Raw genomic sequence first — 16,318 nt, 5'->3', positions numbered from 1 at the left:
CGGGGAAAACCCTCCTCGTTTCCTGCCGTAACGGCAGGATTTCGAAGTCCCGAAATGACCTTGCGTCATCCCGATCCGTCGTTGTTGAGATAATGACACACCGGCCCAGATAATTCTGGGCGTCGTCCAAAATTGCTTATCTTTTCAGCAGATTGCGCCATGTATGGGCGAACCCCGCGTCTGCCCCCGTTGCGCCAAGCCGACGCTTGATTATGGTCACGGTTGTATATGAGTCCTGGACTCAGGAATTTTTTGGAGAATACCATGAAGCTCGCTAAGAGCCTCTTCCTCGGATCGGTCGCGGGTCTCGCGGCTGTTGCCGGAGCTCATGCTGCCGATCTTCCCGTCGCGAAGGCTGCTCCTGTCGAATACGTGCGCGTCTGCTCCACCTACGGCGCAGGCTTCTTCTACATCCCCGGCACCGAAACCTGCCTCCGCATCGGCGGCCGCGTTCGCGCCGAGTTCCTGTATCTCGAGCCGAATACCCGCGCCGACGACGCCATCGGCTTCCGCGCCCGCGGCCGTATCCAGCTCGACGCTCGTACCGCCACCTCCTACGGTCTCCTTCGCAGCTTCGTTCGCTTCGAGATGACCCGTGACACCGGTGCCTACGGCTTCAGCTCGACCTCTCCGAATGTCGACCAGGCTTTCGTGCAGTTCGGCGGCCTTACGGCCGGTCGCACGATCTCGTTCTTCATGAACAGCGACCTGCCGAACGAGAACTGGGGTACGCTCCGCTTCTATGACGCTCCGACGGTGAACGCCTTCGCCTACACCTTCTCGTTCGGCAACGGCTTCTCGGCCACGCTGGCGATCGAAGAGGGCAGCTTCACCGGCAACACCTTCGCTTCCACCGCGGTGTTCGCGCCGGCCGGCCAGACGATGCCGGACGTGGTGGGCAACCTGAAGTACGAAGGTTCCTGGGGCTCGGCTCAGCTCGGTGCCGCCCTGCACCAGCTGCGCAGCGACAATCTCGTCACGTTCCCCGGCGGTGGCGTGGATTACCCGGACACCAAGCTCGGTTGGGCTGTCACGGGTCAGGGTTATGTCAACCTGCCCGCGCTCGGTGCGGGTGACGCCCTGTGGCTCGCCGCCACCTATGCCGACGGCGCACTCGGCTACCTGGGCTTCGACCCGAACGTCACGTCCGGAGCGACGACCCGCGACGTCGTCGATGCATACGTCGGCGCCAATGGCGACATCAATACCGGCCGCGGCTGGTCCATCGCCGGTGGCCTGAACCACTATTGGACACCGACGGTTCGCCAGAGCGTGTTCGGTTCGTACGCCCGTGTCGACTACAGCAACGGCCTTGTTCCCGGCGTCGGACCTGGCGGCTTCGTCAATGCGTCGGTGTTCGACTTCTCCGAATGGCGCGCCGGCACGAACGTGATCTGGTCGCCCGTTTCGGGTCTCGATCTCGGTGTTGAGGTTCTCTACTCCAACATCGATCCGCGGGGCCCGACCTTCGGCCAGGACAGCGACAACTGGGAAGGCCGCCTGCGCGTTCAGCGCGACTTCTAATCGGCTTCCCGATCAAATCGAAAAACCCCGGTGGCAACACCGGGGTTTTTCTTTTGCCGGGTCCGGTTGGGTGACATGTGGTCCCGCCCTCGATCCGAGATGCGGCACGCTGCGTTGCCGTATCGGAAGCGCTGCCTGTAAGGTGCGTTCAACAGACGAGATCAAAGATCGGGGTAAGTGATGTCGAAAGCCTTCAGAAATCTGGCTTCTGTTGCGTGTCTCGCCTTGGTGCTGTCCGGATGCGTGGGCACGGCCGGCGTTTCCACTTGGCAGTACCAGTCCGGACCGGGTTTTGAGACAGAGCGCGTCTTCGACGGCAGCGTGCAGGCGGATACGAGCCGCGGCTTGACGCGAGAGGCCTGTACGACTGTGTCGCAACGGCAGATTGGCCCCGCCGGGGCTGTGGCCGGCAGGGATGTGACCGACTGCGCTGGCGATTGATCGGACGGGCTCGATCGACGGAACGAAGGCTCACCTTGACCGTTGGCATGGGGTCTAGCCAACGTCAGGAGAGCATCATCATGAACAACATCATCTGGCTCATCGGAGCAATCGTCGTCGTCCTCGCAATCCTGTCGTTCCTCGGGTTGCGGTAAGGCGACGGTCGCCTAAAGCGCCTGCGCTTTTCGGCGACACGATCATCGTTGTTGGCCCGCGCATCGCCCGGCACGGATCGTCCGTTCCGCACGATGCACAGGCTAATGTCCATGAACCTGCAAGGTCGCTTCTCTGACGGAGCGCCTTGCAGTTCTTTTCGTTTTTGCGCGTCGCATGGCCGTTGCGAACCTGCGCTATTCCATCAGCACCAGAACGACGGACGCGACGTTCAGGATCGCCAATGCGCCTAGCAATGTCGGTATCAAGGGAATGCCGATGCGTCGGGGGGCCCGATCGCCGGCATTCTCGGTTCGTGATGTGAGATGAGCGCCATCGAGGGTCATACCTCATCCTCTTCGTGAACTGACCTAACGTTAATCGCGTGCCACCATGGACCTTCGTCGCGTTGCGCGAGGTGCTCTGCCGCACATGAAATCAAGCGGTGTCAATGCCGCGTGGCGGTCTTCTGAATCTGCATAAGCTGCCCCTCGACGGCGCGCATCCGGGTCATGAGGCGGTCAAGCTCCGAAAGAAGAAACTTCTCGTCCTGCTTGGCTTTCTCGACGAGGTCGGGGGAGGAGCCGTGGCGGATGCGCTGGATCGCATCTGCCAACTGCCGATCCAGAAGCCTCATATGTTGCTCCAGATCCAAGAACTCTTGATGAAGCTTGGTCTCCTTGAGCACAATCGGCATCTCACCTGCGGTCGTTCGGTCCAGGCTTAAGCTACAGCCTGGGAGCAGGTTCCTCCAAGGCAAAAACGTACCGCCGGCAAATTTCTTAACGGCCAAGCTGAAACGGAGCCGGCGATTCACCGTTCTGTGATCAGGGCTTCACCTGATGGCGCACCATCGGGAAATCGAATTTGTGTATTCGCATCCTCGACCAGAAGGCCAGCGTATCGAGCGAATTCGGAAGCCCGTGCGTTAGGATGCGCTAGCCACGAGTTGGAGCATCGGATCCGATCCCAGAAGTGCCACTACACTTTCGGGTTCGGTGCTCGAGAGGCGTGACAGGCCGGGGAGCCATGTGCATCGCGCCTTGCTTCGTTCACCACGACCACCCGCTTTGCGTTTCCGGGACGGTCTTTCCACCGATCACCGAGCCTCGTTGCACCTGCAGAGGGCTCCAAGAACAGCCGCCGGATTACAGAGGAGAAGGCCGGATGGGACAGAGAATCGAGCCTTATCGTGTCGCCTTGATTGTCGAGGATGATTTCGAAGTCAGAGGCTTGGCGGCAGCGCTCCTTGAGGAAACCGACCTGAAGGTTGTCGAAGCGTCCAGCGCGGAAGAGGCGCTGAATTATCTGCGGCAGCATTCCGATGAAGTGGCCTTCCTGTTCGCCGACGTCCGACTTCCATGCCTGATGGATGGGCTGGACCTCGTCCGCACCGTGCGCCTGAAATGGCCCTGGGTCCGCACCGTCCTCACCTCCGGGCGGCCGCTCGACCAGCGCGAAGGCGAGGTTCCGCGGGATGTGCGCTTCATGCCCAAGCCCTGGAAGGCGCTCGACGTTCTGATGGAAGCCGAGAAGGCGGCGGATGCGTCCCGGCGGCATTGACCCCTGAGGGATCGGACTTCCTGCCGGATTGAAGACGTGGAACCTTGGCGCTTGCCAGGAATTTGCGTCAGCAGTTTGAAAGGAATGACTGATGCCGCATACGTCTATCGCCACAGGCAGCTTCCCGTCCCGCAAGGAGGCCAACCGGGCCGTCCAGCGCCTGGTCGCGAGCGGTTTCGCCCGCAACAGCATCGCCGTCCACGAGCGCGAGGACGACGATGGCTACGACCTGGAGATTCACACCCGCCGTGAGAATCTCAGGCGCGCCGAACGCCTGATCCATGATTCCGCGCCTCTTTACGTGGTGCGTGAGAAGGCTTCCGACGTGGTTCATACCGCAAGGGCTTATCCGCTGGTTCTGCTCGGGGCCGGGATCCTGACGGGCTTCCTCGTCTACAATCTCATCCCGCGCGGAGGTTCGTCCGGACAGCGGCGGAACCGACGCAGAGGGTGAGGTCGCATTAATCGATGCAAGGGATCTCTGAAGGCCTGCCCGGTCTTCAGAGGTCTTCCTCGTCATGATGATGGGTCTGCTCCAGGCGCTCCAGCAGGTGTTGGATGCGATCGGGGGCAGGCTCTTTCAGCATGCTCTGGTAGTTCTGCTGCAACTGCCGTCCGAGATCCTTCAGAAGTTCGGATTGGCCAGCTGGCGTCAGGGTACTGGAATCGATGCTCCAGCCCCGTTCGCTCTCAGCGTCATAAGGATGGTGCCGCTTTGGCATCCATACCCTCCCTCTCTGCTCGTCTTTGAGCTTGAGAACGGGCAAGGATCGATTGGGTTTCAGCTAAGTTTATGAAAAAGAATACTTTTCTGGGAAAAATGAGGCTTTGGCCCGAAAATGGGACAAGCTTCCTTTCCAGCTCGATCCGCGCCCTCTCATATTCGACGAAAGGATGCGGCGACCGCCGGTCGCATTGGATTCACGTGAGCACTGCGTCAAAGCTCGACCTTAACGACAAAGGCGGGCTGGGTTCATGCGTGAAGTTCTCATGGTCTATTTGTGCGGCGTGATCCTGCTGCTGGCGGTCTCGACGACCATCGACGGCGATGAAGGAGTGGGCCTCGACCATATCCTCATCGCGGGTTTCGGCTGGCCCATTCTCACGCCGCTTCTCGCGTTGCGGGCCTGGAACGGCCGGTGACGGGTTGATGGCCCGGAGTTTGGTCGAAGTCGTCGGATGCATTCCCTTGCGTCATCGTTGTTGCTAAGCTGAGCCGCAACCTCTTCCGCGAACGAACTCATGTCCAGAGCGATCCTGTCCACCGCGATCCTGCTGTCCTCCCTCGGCGTGGTCCACGCCCAGACGAGCTGCTATCCCCGCATCGGCCCCTATAGCGGGCAATATGAGGGCCAGTGTCCCGGTTCCGCTCTGAAATGGATGGCGGTCGAGAATACGATCGGGGCTTTCGGACGGAACTGCAGCGACGAGCCGTGGACGTACAACCGCACGGAAAAGACATTTTACCATCCGCGGGCGAACGAGACCTTCGCCATGCAGGATTGCTACGCGGCCGGGCGCGAGCAGGGCGCGGGCACCACGAAGGCGAGTCTCTCCACCGAGATCGTCCGCCGGTTCCACGAGAACAAGATTCAGCGGCCCGGCACGAAGGAGCAGCCTTCGCCGGGCTCTCGTTGAAGATCGTTCACGACCTAAAGGGGGAGGGCGCTCACGAGCGTCACGATCCGTAAGGATACGTGAATTGACTGCGGTCTCCAACGGGGTGACACTCGATGCGTGGCCGACAGCATTGGTTGCTCCCTCTGAAGAACTGAGGCCCCTTTCGGGGCCTCCTTTATTGTCCGTCCTATGACGGCCTTCAGGACTGGAGACTTTCGAGGAGCTTCTGGTAGGGCTCCCGCCTCTCGCGATATTTCAGGAGCAGCTGCGTCTCGATATACCGCTTCTGCTCGGTGTCGATGGCGCTGCTCTCGAGGTTCAGGATGTCTTCGCCGTATTGAAAGTCGATATTGGTCAGGGTCCGCGCCACCCATAGTATTTTCAAGTCATTGTCGGTAATCATGCCCCTCGGCGCCTTGCGCCTCGGCTGTTCATTCGACACACTCGCCTTGCTGACCGGCATGTTTCCCCTCCAGCCATCCGACCCTGTGAGGAATAATATCGTTCCCGGGGGTGAGCCGGCAACGGATGCAATCTAAGCTTGCGGGTTAATGGCGAGGCTCCAAGTCGGTAATCCGGAGGGCGAGAGGCGGAGCGTTCCGATCGATTCCAGGGCGCTCAGAACCTGTTCCGATGTTTGGTTTCAGGCCGGACTCTGGGAGATATTAACAGATGCTTTCCGTAACGGAGCCCTTAGGGGGTACGTAGTACTCCTTAGTGAGTAGAAGAGGCCTTCAACGCCTTGATCAAGTTAGGATTCTGAGTCCTGATAGGCCCAGGAGGACTAACCCGCACCATTTTGTCCTAGGGGGGCAACCGATGATCAAGGATCATTCCGAAAATGCCGGAGCGCCGGCAAACGAAACCATGCAGCGCGTGGCAACGAAGTTGCTCTGCGGGAACGTCCTGCTGCAGGCCGGCCTCTCACAGCTTCTGTCCGGCACTTGCTTCGATGTGCCCGGATCGGCATCAAGCGGTCCCGACCTCTGCATCGTCGATGCGACGGGTGACTTTCAGCAGGCGCTCGACCTCGTCCGCGAGACGAAGGCTCGGCATCCCGCCACCCGAATTGTCGTGATCGCCAACCAGTTCGCCATCCCGGCCGTTCAATCCGCCGTGGATGCTGGGGTGGATAGTTTCTGCCTTGCCACGAGTGTGCGCCAGGTTCTGATCCGGACGCTCGAACTCACCATGCTGGGCGAGCGGATGCTGCCCAGCTCGCTCGTCCGCCAGCTTCTCGCCCAGGATCTCTCGTCCGCCGGTGCGGCCCAGGTCATTCCCCTGGCCGAGCACCGGACGCCGGACCCGAAGGTATCGAAGCTTTCGCCGCGCGAGACGGTGATCCTGCAATCCCTGATGGGCGGCGACCCGAACAAGGTCATCGCGCGCAAGCTCGACATCACCGAGGCGACGATCAAGGTTCACGTCAAGGCGATCCTGCGCAAGATCGGCGTCGCCAACCGCACCCAGGCGGCCATGTGGGCGACGGGCAATCTCCGCGATGCCGGTTCGCCGGTCGGCGAAGTCCGCGACTTGCGGCGCTTGAGCTGAGACACGCGGGAGAGCTTCAGGCGTCCCTGAAAGAAACAGGCATCGGGCGTGAATTCGAATTCACGCCCGATGTTTTCATTTGTGCTTCATCACGTCCTTCCGTGCGCGTGGAAAGACGGACAGCTTCAGGCCAGCAGCGACAGGATGGTCGCCGTGACGTTGATGCCCATGACCACGAGCAGCAGCGCGACCGATACGGGCAATCGCCTCATGGCCGGCTCGTGATCCTTCCGATGCTGATCCATCGCCTTCATGGCGTCGTCCTTTCGGCTTTCCTCGATGGCCTGGAGGATGACGCCGCCCGTTCGACGCCGCTGTGAAGCGCTTCACAGGATGCGTTCGATCAAGACCGATCGCCGCGACCGACGGGCACGCAGCGCCCGCCGATGGGACACAGACGGATATCCTGAGTAGGAACCCAGACTGGTCCCGAGAGCTCGTTGATTCCGCAGTAACCGCTGGACGACACGTAACGTTCATAGGTTGTCGGGCCGGTGTTGAGGACGATCGCGCCGTGGGCCGCAAGGAGGCCTCGTGCCTCGGCGCAGGTCATACCGGTGGTCAGAGGGTGGCTCTGCGCGATGGCGTCGGAGCCGATGCCGATCAGTGCGACGGCGGCACATGCGAGCTTCATGCGTTCCATGGCTAGACTCCTCAATCGGAGCGCTCCGGCCCGATCCCCGATCAGGACAAAGACAACGCCAGCAAGGATAATACCGCAGCCAGGACATTCATGGCCACAGCGGCTCCCGCCACACAAAGGGCGATGAAGAGGCGTCGCCCATCCTCGTCCGGGTTACCGTCGACGGGGATGAGCGCATGGGCTGCGGGTTGGATCTCTCTTCCGGTCACCATCCATTTCCTTCAGCCTGGATGAGGCAACAACGCCTCTTGCATGATGCGCCGAAGTCCTCACGGGAGCGGTGCATCCGCGCACGGACGTCGAACACGGTCATTCCGAAGAAACCGCGCCACCACCTTCGCCACGTCCCGCGCCCGCTCGACCGGGAGCATGTGCGTTTCGTTCCTGAAGAGCTGCAACTGCGCCCGGGGGATGAGCCGCGCCGTCTCTTCGAGGGCCGCCACGTCGAAGAACGGGTCGCGGGTCGCGCCGACCACCAGGGTCGGCGCCGTGATGCGGGCGAGCCAGGACGGATCGCTGCCGAATTCCTCGCCTGCGACCGCGTTGAGGCCGCGCACGATGGTCACGGGATCGTTCATCGTTTCCCGCAGCCGTCCGCGCTCCTGCCTGAACCGCAGGCGGATGAGCCAGTTGAGCCACGGCCGACGGAACACCAGGCCGAACTCGTCGAGAAAGCCCTCGAAGTCACCGGCCCATGCGCAGGCGATCTGCCGGTCGACACTGCGCCGTCCCTCCGGCGAGAAACGATGCGCGCTGACCATCAGGATCAGGTCCTTCACGAGGTCGGGGCGGTCCGCCGCAAGACGCGCGGCGACGAAGCCGCCGAAGGAAATGCCCATCACGGTGGCCGGGCCGATTTCGCGCAGGACCCGCGCCACGTCGTCAATGATGGTGCCGACTCCATACTCGGCGGGCGGCGACGGGTCGTAGCCCAGGATGTAGACGGGGCGCCCCGGGGGCAGGAGACGGACGATGCGTTTGGCGTCCCGCAGCGACCGCGCCGGGGTCGGACGCCTGACGAAAGCCTGTCCACCATTGAGCACGACGATGGGGTTCGGGCCTGAGCCCGATCGCACATAGGAAATCTTGTTCAGGAACAGACCTGATTGAAAGTCCTTCATGGTGGATACGTGAGGTCGGAAGCGGCCGCTCCGAAAGCGTTCGATCTTGGGCGAGGAACAGGCCGCAACGGGAATGAACATCTGCCTCGGATGCCGTCTCCCGTCAGGGCAGGCGACAATGCGCGCCAGTCATGGGCTGGAGCGGGATCGAAAGGCAGGAATGGAGCCGACGGACACTGGAAGAGTGGCGGCGGCTGGCGGCCGGGAGGGTGTTCCTAATGCGGCTTTGACGTTGCGTCAACGGCCAAGTTCGGCTCTCTCCGAACCGACCTCTCAGGATGACGGTTTCGGAGGCGTACATGATGCGCCGATCTCTCCGCCTCAGGAGCTGAGCGCGACAGCCGGGAGATCTTCGATGGCCGGGCGGGCGAAGAGGAAGCCCTGGAACAGGCTGATGCCCGCGCCGCGCAGGGTGGATAGCTCCGCCTCCGTCTCGATGCCTTCGGCAATGATCGTGATGCCGAGGGCGCGCGCCATCACCAGGATGCCGGCGATGATGGCCTGACGGGCGGAGGAATCCGTGATGCCGCGGACGATCTCCATGTCGATCTTGATCAGATCGGTCTGGAAATTGGCCAGAAGGTTCAAGCCCGCATGACCGGCGCCGAAATCGTCGATGGCCGTGATGAACCCGAGGCGCTTGTACTCCGCGATGATGCGCGCGACGTGCTTCGTGTCCGTCATCCGCTCATTTTCGGTAAACTCGAACATGATGCGGCGCGTGTCGAAGCCCACGCGGCGCGCGCTCTCGAGGGACGTTCTGATGCAGGCCGAGGGCTCGTAGACCGCATTCGGCATGAAGTTGATCGAAAGCCTCGTCTCCTCGGTTCTCGGGAAGAGGCGACCGGCCAGCTCGATGGCTTTCACCCGGCAGGCCTGATCGAATCTGTACTGCCGTTCTTCATCGACCTGGCTCAGGATCTGCCATGCCGATTGTCCTTCCGTTCCCCTGACCAGCGCCTCGTAGCCCCACACGATCTCCCGGTCGATATCCACGATCGGGTGGAACGCCATGGTGAAATCGAAGGGAAGCGGCTCGCTGTCCCGGCATCCCCGGCAACCCGGTTTCATGTCCACTGGCGTTTCCGATCCGATGATTGGAGAATTTCACAAAGCCCTACGGGGAAATATCTTGCGATTGCCCTAACGTGAGGAAGAACACATCCAGAAAACGGGCATTCGGTCAGACTCGCCCATGGCCACAGCCTGCCGGCTCCGCTTCGAACGAAAGGGGCGCCATACCGATCATCATCGCGAGGCAGGCCGGTGGCGCTGTAATTCGCGAGAAACGCGGGGTCCCTGCCATGGTCGGTCGCCGATTTGCCTTTCCACCCTCCGACGATGCCATCTTTCTGACCGACGGCGGTCTCGAAACGACGCTCGTCTTCCACGAGGGCCTCGATCTTCCGTGCTTCGCGGCCTTCCCGCTTCTGAGCAGCGAGGACGGGCGCGGCCGGCTCGAGCGATATTTCGAGCCGTATCTCCGCACCGCCGTGGAGCGGGACGTCGGGTTCATCCTGGATACGCCCACATGGCGCGCCAATGCCGATTGGGGCGCGAAGCTGGATATCTCGCCCGACGAAGTGGCGGAGGTGAACCGGGAGGCGGTGCGCTGGGCCGACTCGTTGCGCGACCGGCTCTCGGACGAACGGGATCGCGTCCTGATCAACGGCGTCGTCGGACCGCGCGGGGATGGATACAGGGCCGATGCCAGGATGACGGCCAAGGAGGCTGAAGCTTATCACGCGCCGCAGCTGCAAGCCTTCCGAGAGGCAGGGGCGGACATGGCTAGCGCCCTCACGCTCAACTACGCGGAGGAGGCCATCGGTATCGCCCGCGCGGCCAGTTCCCTTGGCCTGCCGGTGGTGATCTCCTTCACGCTCGAAACCGATGGCAGACTCGCCGCGGGAGAGACGCTCCGATCCGCCATCGAGCAGACGGATTGGGAAACGGGTCATGCTCCGGCATATTACATGATCAACTGCGCCCACCCGACCCATTTCGAGGGCGTCCTGTCGGAGAGCGGTGCATGGTCACGACGCATCCGGGGGCTGCGCGCCAATGCGTCGACCAAAAGCCATGCGGAACTCGATGACTCGACCGAGCTCGACTCCGGCGATCCTGTCGATCTGGGTCGGCGTTACCGGGCGCTGCGCCAGCGCATGACGCAGCTGTCCGTGCTCGGGGGATGCTGCGGAACGGACCACCGGCATATCGCGGCGATCTGCGAGGCCTGCATTCCGCCGTCAGGCTGACCGGCGTGAAGGTTCGATTTCGGTTTTGTGCCGGTCCCACGGCCAGCGGCCTTCGATCTCGACTTCGAGCGAGAAGCTGAGGAAGGTCCGGATGATGACGATGCCGCCGAGGATGAGCAGGCTTTGAATCGTCGGCTCAATGGCCACCGTATTGATGATGTCGGCGGCGACGAGGAATTCGAGGCCGAGGAGAATGGCGCGCCCGACGTTGGAACGATAGAGCGTGAATGCATCCGATCCCGGCCGCCCGTGGGCGATCTGCCAGAGCGCCGCGATGCTCGATCCGAGGATGCCAAGGACGATGATGGCGATCCCGCCGACCTCGATGGCGCGGGTAGTCAGCTTCAGCGCCGAAAAAAACCAATCGTCCATGAGCGACCCTTCAGCTTCATGGACTAGATTCATAGGACAGCGCGGCGAAGCCTCCAGGGGGGCGATGTCGGCAATCCGGTCATCTCGCAGCCTTCACCTGGGAAGCGTCCATGATGGGGCGATGTCATCCCCTCTCCGGGGCAGGGGCGAGGTGGCGGGTGTCATCACCGGTGGCCGTAGGCCGGGAAGGGGATCCACGATCGAGCGTTGAGCGATGGATTCCCTTGCCGTCCGATGGCTTCGCCATCTCGGGCCGGAATGACAATGGGGCGCCTATGCCGGTGATCCCCATCCGGTGACGCGCGACCATGCCTGCGCGGTGATCAGGTGAATCCCGGCTTGCTCGGAAGTCCCATGCGCTTGAACATCATCACCACCGGGCACATCCCGGTGAAGGAGGCCTGCACCAGGTGAGCGCCGAGAAGCCCGGTGAGCCAGAGCCAGTTGATGTTGACGGTAACGGCGAGCAGCACAGAAACGATGATGAGCCCGCCGACGGTCAGAAGTATCGCGCGTTCGAGGGCATCGGACCAAAAAGTGGAAACCACTTTTTGGGCTTATCCGATGCCTCTTTTGGAAAGCGCATCGTTCGACGCGGAAAACCGGGTCCACTTTTCCGCACGATGCGCGTCATGGCCATGCCTCCATCAGAGACACGCCGATGGTACATCGGGCCCGCCGGGAACAAAAGAGAAAGGGTCGGCTGTCGGCCGACCCTTTTGAACCCGATGCGTGTTCCTCAATAGGCCGACGACACCCGCGTTTCGTCCTCGACTTCGAACAGGCGCTGGCCGCGCAGCACGACCACCGGCGAGCCCACGGGCACGCGGTTGTAGAGGTCGATGATGTCCTGGTTGAACAGGCGGATGCAGCCGCTCGACACGGACTGGCCGATGGACCAGGGCTCCGTGGTCCCGTGGAGCCGGTACATGGTGTCGACGCCGTTGTTGTAGAGATACAGCGCGCGGGCGCCGAGCGGGTTGTTCAAACCGCCTTCCATGCCGCTGGCCCAGCGGGCGTTGCGCTCCGGCTCGCGGCGGATCATGGCCGCGGTGGGCGTCCAGCGCGGCCACGCGGCCTTGCGGCCGATGCGGGCGCGGCCGCTCCAGGCGAGACCTTCCTTGCCGACGCCGATGCCGTAGCGGATCGCGCGGCCGCCCTCGCGCACGAGGTAAAGATGGCGGGCCTCCGTATCGACCACCACGGTGCCGGGCTCCTCGCGCCCGTAATAGGCGACCTCACGGCGCAGGAAGCGCGGATCGACTTCGGAAATGTCGGTGGCGGGCAGGGGATGCGGCTCGTCCGGACGCGGTCCGTACATCGCCGCATAGGCGGGATCGATGCGGCGGACGGCTTGCTGCGCGGGGCCTTGCGTGGAAACACAGGCCGCGAGGGCCATCGGAAGAAGCACCGCAAGGAAGCGGATTGCGTTTTTCAGCGGTAACGGGCGCGAAGCCAGGGCAGCAAACATCAGTGGGGCAACCTGCAGTTTCTGTTTTTGGGTGTCATCTGCCGAAGCGCTGACGCTACGGCAATACTCATGAAGAGACATAGCCTAGCCGGTGACGACAAGGTGGATCTTGCATGGCCGAAATGTGGCAAAGCCGCACTGTTGTTTGCAAGACACAGTATTTTGAACAGTTTGAGCCAACTGCTTGATGGATCTTAAATCTCTGGCAAGGTTCGTTAAATTTTCGACGTGTCCACCCTCACGGTCAGCGTCGCGCGTCGGCCCCTCGCGAGCCTGTGAAGCGCCGGACCGGAATGACACCCGCCACGTCATGGTCGGCCTTGTGCCGGTCATCCCGATAACGAGACGCTCCTCGCTTCACACAATCGGGATCACCGGCACAGGGCCGGTGATGACAGGGAGGGAGCACCCGCTCGACCTTTCGAATGAAACTCGTCGTGCAGAGGTGCGCAACGGCCCTTAGAGCATTTTTCGGTGAAGTGGATCCGGTTCACCGTCAAAAAATGCGGTGAGACAAAGAAAAAAGGTGATTCCACGTCAGTGGAAACAGCTCTAGCGCGCCGCCACTTTCCCCAATGCACCGAACTTCGCATCCGGCTTCGTGGGAGCGGGCGCCGCGTCGTCGCTCGCCAGCTCCTCGATGATCGGGCAATGGGGACGGGCATCGCCGTGACAGTTCTTCGCGAGGTGCTTCAGGGTCGATGCCATCTCCTGCAGCTCGCGGATCTTGCGCTCGAGCACGCCCACATGTTCGAGCGCGATGGCCTTCACGTCCTTGCTCGCGCGCTCGCGATCCTGCCACAGCGATACGAGATCGGCGATCTGCTCGACGGAGAAGCCGAGGTCCCGCGAGCGGCGGATGAAGCGCAGGGTGTGCACGTCATGATCCGAATAGACGCGATATCCGGACTCCGTCCGCACGGTCTTGGGGATCAACCCGATGGATTCGTAATAGCGGATCATCTTGGACGATACGCCCGAAGCCGCGGCGGCCTGTCCGATATTCATGCGACACCTTCGACGGTTTGAGTTTGAAGAGCTGCCTGCGCCGACGCGACGGGTGCCTTGAAGCCGCGCAGGCGCAGGGCATTGCCGAGGACGAACACGCTCGACAGCGCCATGGCGCCGGCCGCGAAGATCGGTGACAGCAGGGTGCCGTCCAGCGGATAGAGCACGCCAGCGGCAACCGGGATCAGCAGCACGTTGTAGGCGAAGGCCCAGAACAGGTTCTGCCGGATGTTGCGGATGGTGGCCTTCGAGAGCGCGATGGCGTTCACGACGCCGCGCACGTCGCCCGACATGAGCACCACGTCGGCGCTCTCGATGGCGATGTCCGTGCCCGTCCCGATGGCGATGCCGATATCGGCCTCGGCCAGGGCGGGCGCGTCGTTGATGCCGTCGCCCACGAAGGCGATCGGGCCGTGCGCCTGGCGCAGACGCTTGACCACCTCGACCTTGCCGTCCGGGAGAACCTCCGCCACCACCTCGTCGATCCCGATCCGCTTGGCGATGGCCTCGGCGGTCCTGCGGTTGTCGCCGGTGATCATGGCCACCTTCAGCCCGAGCGCGTGGAGAGCCGCGATCGCTTCCGGGGTCGAAGGCTTCACCGGATCGGCCACTGCCACGATGGCCGCGAGCCTGCCGTCGATGGCCGCATAGAGCGGGCTCTTGCCCTCGGCCCCCATGCGGGCGGCGATGTCGGCAAACCCGGAAACGGGGAGGCCGAGCTTCGCCATGAAGCGGTCCGCTCCCACATCCACCTTCCGCCCTCCCACCACGGCAGACACGCCGAAGCCGGGCACGGCCTCGAAGCTGTCGGGAGCGGACAGGGTGAACCCGCGCCGCTCGGCCGCCGTCACGATGGCCTGCGCGATCGGATGCTCGGAACGGCTCTCCACGGCGGCGATGAGCCCAAGCGCCTCGGCCTCTGCGATGCCGGAAGCCGTGACGAAGTCGGTCAGCTCGGGCCGGCCCTGGGTCAGGGTCCCGGTCTTGTCCAGGGCGACGACACCGACCTCCTTGAGACTCTGCAGGGCCTCACCCTGGCGGAACAGCACCCCGAGCTCCGCCGCCCGGCCGGTGCCGACCATGATCGAGGTCGGCGTCGCTAGGCCCATGGCGCAGGGGCAGGCGATGATCAGCACCGCGACCGCATTGACCAGAGCGAAGGTCAGGGCCGGGTCGGGGCCGAAGAGGAGCCAGACCAGGAAGGTGAGGGCGGCGGCCCCCATGACGGCGGGCACGAACCAGGCAGTCACCCGGTCCACGAGAGCCTGGATCGGGAGCTTCGACCCCTGGGCCTGCTCGACCATACGGATGATCTGGGCCAGCACTGTGTCGGCGCCGATGCGGGTGGCGCGGAAAGTGAAGCTGCCGGTCCGGTTGATGGTACCGCCGACCACTTCCTTGCCATCCGATTTCTCGACCGGAACAGGCTCTCCGGTGATCATGGATTCATCCACGTAGGAAGATCCTTCCACCACCCTGCCATCGACCGGGATCCTCTCGCCGGGACGGACCTGGACGAGATCGTCGGTCACCACCTGGTCGAGCGGAACCTCAAGGGATTCGCCGTCGCGCACCACCCGGGCGGTCTTCGCCTGCAGACCCATGAGGCGCTTGATCGCCTCCGAGGTGCGGCCCTTGGCCTTTGCTTCGAGAAAGCGGCCGGTCAGGATCAGGGCCACGATCACGGCCGCGGCCTCGTAATAGACGTTGTCCATCGCCTCGGGCAGAAGGCCGGGCAGGAAGGTCGCGACCACCGAATAGGCATAGGCCGCGCTCGTACCGAGGACGACCAGCGAGTTCATGTCCGGCGATCCGCGCAGGAGGGCGGGAATGCCCTTGCGGAAGAAGCGCAGCCCGGGCCCGAACAGAACCAGGGTGGTCAGGGCGAACTGAAGATACCAGCTGTTGCGGTGGCCCACTGTGCCCATGACCCAGTCGTGGATGGCTGGCACGAAATGTGAGCCCATTTCGAGGACGAAGACCGGCAGCGTCAGGATCGCCGCGACCAGCACGGCCCGCCGGAGGCCGGCGATCTCAGCCTCCCTGGCCTCCCGCTCCCGGTCCGTCCCGCCGTTCTCCCGTTGAAGCGCCTTGGCCTCGTAGCCGGTCTGCTCCACGGCGCCGATCAGACGCCCGACGATGTCGGGACCGCCGAAATAGCGGACGGAGGCCCGCTCGGTGGCGAGGTTGACGGAAGCACCCACGACGCCGGGAACACGCCCAAGCGCCTTCTCGACGCGGTTGACGCAGGAAGCGCAGGTCATGCCGTCGATCTTCAGCTCGATCATGCTCTCGGACGGCTCGTAGCCCACGGCCCGGATCGCGTCCGCGACGGCCGCAGGATCGGCCCCGGAAGGAGCGAACTCCACATGGGCTCGTTCCGTGGCGAGGTTGACGTTCGCCGCCTTGACGCCCTCCACCGCGCGGATCGCCTTCTCCACGCGACCAACGCAGGAGGCGCAGGTCATTCCCTGGACGGGGATGTCGATGCTGTCGATCATCGCAGATCTGCCGGCACTCATGGTGAAACTCCTGATCCTCATATGGGAAGAGGGTTTAGTCCTTCCAATCATGGGAAGGTCAAGCGGGTTCGAAA

20 protein-coding genes are annotated in these 16,318 nt (G+C 63.0%); 7 read left to right on the top strand and 13 right to left on the bottom strand.

The features are described from left to right. The first annotated feature begins 264 nt into the window (after positions 1-264). A complete protein-coding gene (locus OC446_RS18305; protein WP_262030458.1) occupies positions 265-1,524 on the top strand; it encodes a porin in 1,260 nt (419 codons plus the stop codon). Between the two features lie 791 nt (positions 1,525-2,315). On the opposite strand, the gene OC446_RS18300 is transcribed toward OC446_RS18305, so the two are convergent. Further along, on the bottom strand, positions 2,316-2,465 hold the full coding sequence (locus OC446_RS18300) for a hypothetical protein (protein ID WP_262030457.1): 150 nt from the start codon (positions 2,463-2,465) through the stop codon (positions 2,316-2,318). 101 nt (positions 2,466-2,566) lie between these two features. Beyond that, complete coding sequence (locus OC446_RS18295) at positions 2,567-2,815, bottom strand: hypothetical protein (protein WP_262030456.1); 249 nt, start codon at positions 2,813-2,815, stop codon at positions 2,567-2,569. Positions 2,816-3,285: 470 nt separating this feature from the next. On the opposite strand from OC446_RS18295, the gene OC446_RS18290 reads away from it, so the two are divergent. Further along, positions 3,286-3,681 carry a response regulator gene (locus OC446_RS18290; protein WP_262030455.1) on the top strand — a complete coding sequence of 132 codons (396 nt, stop codon included), beginning with the start codon at positions 3,286-3,288 and terminating at the stop codon, positions 3,679-3,681. Between the two features lie 91 nt (positions 3,682-3,772). Next, positions 3,773-4,135, top strand: a complete 363-nt coding sequence (locus tag OC446_RS18285; protein ID WP_262030454.1) for a hypothetical protein — start codon at positions 3,773-3,775, stop codon at positions 4,133-4,135. A gap of 46 nt (positions 4,136-4,181) precedes the next feature. On the opposite strand, the gene OC446_RS18280 is transcribed toward OC446_RS18285, so the two are convergent. After that, positions 4,182-4,403, bottom strand: a complete 222-nt coding sequence (locus OC446_RS18280; RefSeq protein WP_262030453.1) for a NepR family anti-sigma factor — start codon at positions 4,401-4,403, stop codon at positions 4,182-4,184. Positions 4,404-4,656: 253 nt separating this feature from the next. Between OC446_RS18280 and OC446_RS18275 the strand changes: the two genes are divergently transcribed. Continuing rightward, positions 4,657-4,824, top strand: a complete 168-nt coding sequence (locus OC446_RS18275) for a hypothetical protein (RefSeq protein WP_262030452.1) — start codon at positions 4,657-4,659, stop codon at positions 4,822-4,824. A 99-nt stretch (positions 4,825-4,923) separates the two neighbouring features. Continuing rightward, positions 4,924-5,319, top strand: a complete 396-nt coding sequence (locus OC446_RS18270; protein ID WP_262030451.1) for a hypothetical protein — start codon at positions 4,924-4,926, stop codon at positions 5,317-5,319. Between the two features lie 181 nt (positions 5,320-5,500). On the opposite strand, the gene OC446_RS18265 is transcribed toward OC446_RS18270, so the two are convergent. Further along, a complete protein-coding gene (locus tag OC446_RS18265; RefSeq protein ID WP_262030450.1) occupies positions 5,501-5,764 on the bottom strand; it encodes a hypothetical protein in 264 nt (87 codons plus the stop codon). Positions 5,765-6,120: 356 nt separating this feature from the next. Here OC446_RS18265 and OC446_RS18260 point away from each other — a divergent pair, with 356 nt between their 5' ends. Continuing rightward, the gene (locus OC446_RS18260; protein WP_262030449.1) at positions 6,121-6,852 is read left to right on the top strand and encodes a LuxR C-terminal-related transcriptional regulator; all 732 of its coding nucleotides are present in this window, start codon (positions 6,121-6,123) and stop codon (positions 6,850-6,852) included. A 125-nt stretch (positions 6,853-6,977) separates the two neighbouring features. Here the strand turns inward: OC446_RS18260 and OC446_RS18255 are convergent, their stop codons facing one another. The 4 genes from OC446_RS18255 to OC446_RS18240 form a co-directional block, all read right to left on the bottom strand. Continuing rightward, positions 6,978-7,106: a hypothetical protein gene (locus tag OC446_RS18255; protein ID WP_262030448.1), complete on the bottom strand. Its 129-nt coding sequence runs from the start codon at positions 7,104-7,106 to the stop codon at positions 6,978-6,980. A gap of 89 nt (positions 7,107-7,195) precedes the next feature. Then, positions 7,196-7,495 (bottom strand): hypothetical protein, encoded by a 300-nt coding sequence (locus OC446_RS18250; protein ID WP_262030447.1) that lies wholly within the window; start codon positions 7,493-7,495, stop codon positions 7,196-7,198. Positions 7,496-7,764: 269 nt separating this feature from the next. After that, positions 7,765-8,616, bottom strand: a complete 852-nt coding sequence (locus tag OC446_RS18245; RefSeq protein ID WP_262030446.1) for an alpha/beta fold hydrolase — start codon at positions 8,614-8,616, stop codon at positions 7,765-7,767. Between the two features lie 321 nt (positions 8,617-8,937). After that, a complete protein-coding gene (locus OC446_RS18240; RefSeq protein WP_262030445.1) occupies positions 8,938-9,687 on the bottom strand; it encodes an EAL domain-containing protein in 750 nt (249 codons plus the stop codon). A gap of 233 nt (positions 9,688-9,920) precedes the next feature. Between OC446_RS18240 and OC446_RS18235 the strand changes: the two genes are divergently transcribed. Further along, a complete protein-coding gene (locus OC446_RS18235) occupies positions 9,921-10,871 on the top strand; it encodes a homocysteine S-methyltransferase family protein (RefSeq protein ID WP_262030444.1) in 951 nt (316 codons plus the stop codon). Here OC446_RS18235 and OC446_RS18230 read toward each other — a convergent pair. From OC446_RS18230 to OC446_RS18210, 5 genes are all read right to left on the bottom strand, one after another. Continuing rightward, complete coding sequence (locus OC446_RS18230; RefSeq protein WP_262030443.1) at positions 10,863-11,243, bottom strand: DUF1622 domain-containing protein; 381 nt, start codon at positions 11,241-11,243, stop codon at positions 10,863-10,865. The two genes, OC446_RS18235 and OC446_RS18230, sit on opposite strands and share 9 nt — an antisense overlap. Positions 11,244-11,566: 323 nt before the next feature. Continuing rightward, positions 11,567-11,791 (bottom strand): DUF2892 domain-containing protein, encoded by a 225-nt coding sequence (locus tag OC446_RS18225; RefSeq protein WP_262030442.1) that lies wholly within the window; start codon positions 11,789-11,791, stop codon positions 11,567-11,569. A 191-nt stretch (positions 11,792-11,982) separates the two neighbouring features. Continuing rightward, positions 11,983-12,642: a L,D-transpeptidase gene (locus tag OC446_RS18220; RefSeq protein ID WP_262030441.1), complete on the bottom strand. Its 660-nt coding sequence runs from the start codon at positions 12,640-12,642 to the stop codon at positions 11,983-11,985. A gap of 624 nt (positions 12,643-13,266) precedes the next feature. Then, positions 13,267-13,722: a Cu(I)-responsive transcriptional regulator gene (cueR, locus tag OC446_RS18215; RefSeq protein WP_262030440.1), complete on the bottom strand. Its 456-nt coding sequence runs from the start codon at positions 13,720-13,722 to the stop codon at positions 13,267-13,269. Then, entirely contained in the window at positions 13,719-16,244 is a 2,526-nt protein-coding gene (locus OC446_RS18210) for a heavy metal translocating P-type ATPase (protein WP_315986521.1), read from the bottom strand. Before OC446_RS18210 ends, cueR begins: the two co-directional genes overlap by 4 nt. Positions 16,245-16,318 lie beyond the last annotated feature (74 nt).

The organism is Microvirga sp. Mcv34, assembly GCF_024519725.1.
Lineage (GTDB): Bacteria > Pseudomonadota > Alphaproteobacteria > Rhizobiales > Beijerinckiaceae > Microvirga.
The sequence above is the reverse complement of the archived record's forward strand: the minus strand, read 5'-3'. Positions and strand labels throughout refer to the sequence as shown.